The sequence below is a fragment of the Nitrosomonas halophila genome (assembly GCF_900107165.1).
GTDB lineage: Bacteria > Pseudomonadota > Gammaproteobacteria > Burkholderiales > Nitrosomonadaceae > Nitrosomonas > Nitrosomonas halophila.
The window spans coordinates 1-1,183 of record NZ_FNOY01000149.1; the positions used below are offsets into that span (position 1 = coordinate 1).

Sequence of the window (1,183 nt, forward strand, 5' to 3'; positions counted from 1 at the left end):
CCCCTACTTTTAGCATCATGGTACGTCCAAAATTTTAAAAGATAAATCTTACCGCCTTAAAGGCGGTGGTTTTAACCTTACTTCGGACTAATAAAACGGAGCTGGGGTACACTAAACCGCCCGTAGTCCCTTTTGAAAAAAAGTTGCTTTATTTCCTCTGGATCACGGACTATCGAATTTTTTTCGAACAATCGTCGGTAGGTGCCGGTCGTTTCCGCAGTTGACTTACAATTATTGACCACAAATGCGACACTTCCGAAATCCGCGCCAAATATTCCTCGCCCAAGATGTAGCAGCGACATGATTTTGTTGACCTTGAGCAACCTTAACCTGAGTTTTCCAAAGGAACTCAGGAACATCCAGGAAGGAAGGTTGATCATTCCCCACAAACCCTTCGCCTGCGCCAACGTCTGTGCGCGTTCCATAAAGCATGTCATCAGGTCTGACTTGCTATCTGGGTAATTGTCTTTGGCCCATGTCCCCAGCCGCCCATTCATCCCCTTACCCCCCATATACGGAGGATTGGCAATCACCACATGGTATTTCGGGCTCAGATAGTCGGCCTGCTGCAGAGCTTGCAGTACCTTCTCGTGGGTTTTGCTCAGGAACAGATGTCCGGAGACGTTCTTTAACTTTAAATAACTGCGCATGTTGTCCACGTCGGTGACATCCGGACGGATCAGAGAGCCGAAGTTGTCGGCTTCTTCGAACTGGCGCAGGGTGGCTTGCAGTGGGGCGGTGAACAAGTCATACCCTATAAAATCCATGTACTCCTTCAGTTCATCCTCATCAAAATGGATGTTCTGCAGCACGCAGATATTGGGTTTGACGCTTTTGTTGAAAAATCGGCGCTGTTTGGCGCGGGCCTTCATGGTCAGGGCGAAGGCCGCCAGCTCCCCGGCGCGTTCATCGATCTCGATACCATAGAGGTTATTCGTGAGGATCTTCTCCGGGATTTCTGCCGGGTCGTAGCCTTCCTCCTCGTAGATGGCGTAGAGCAGATCGAAGGCGTAGGTGAGCATGTGGCCGGAGCCGCAGGCCGGGTCACAAATCTTGATATCTTCCGGAGAATTCACCACTAAAAAATCTGGCTCCTCGGCAGAATTTGTGGGTAACCGAAAGCGCCTTTTGTAAGACCATGGCCGGTGATAGTGGAGCACCCCGCCCAATCTCTGAGAAGATG

The 1,183-nt window shown here is 50.3% G+C and carries 1 protein-coding gene; it reads right to left on the reverse strand.

Annotated features, from left to right (window positions below):
* Positions 1-77: 77 nt before the first annotated feature.
* The coding region (locus tag BLV85_RS14740) for a BREX-1 system adenine-specific DNA-methyltransferase PglX (protein WP_245725250.1) at positions 78-1,183 on the reverse strand (1,106 nt) is incomplete at its 5' end.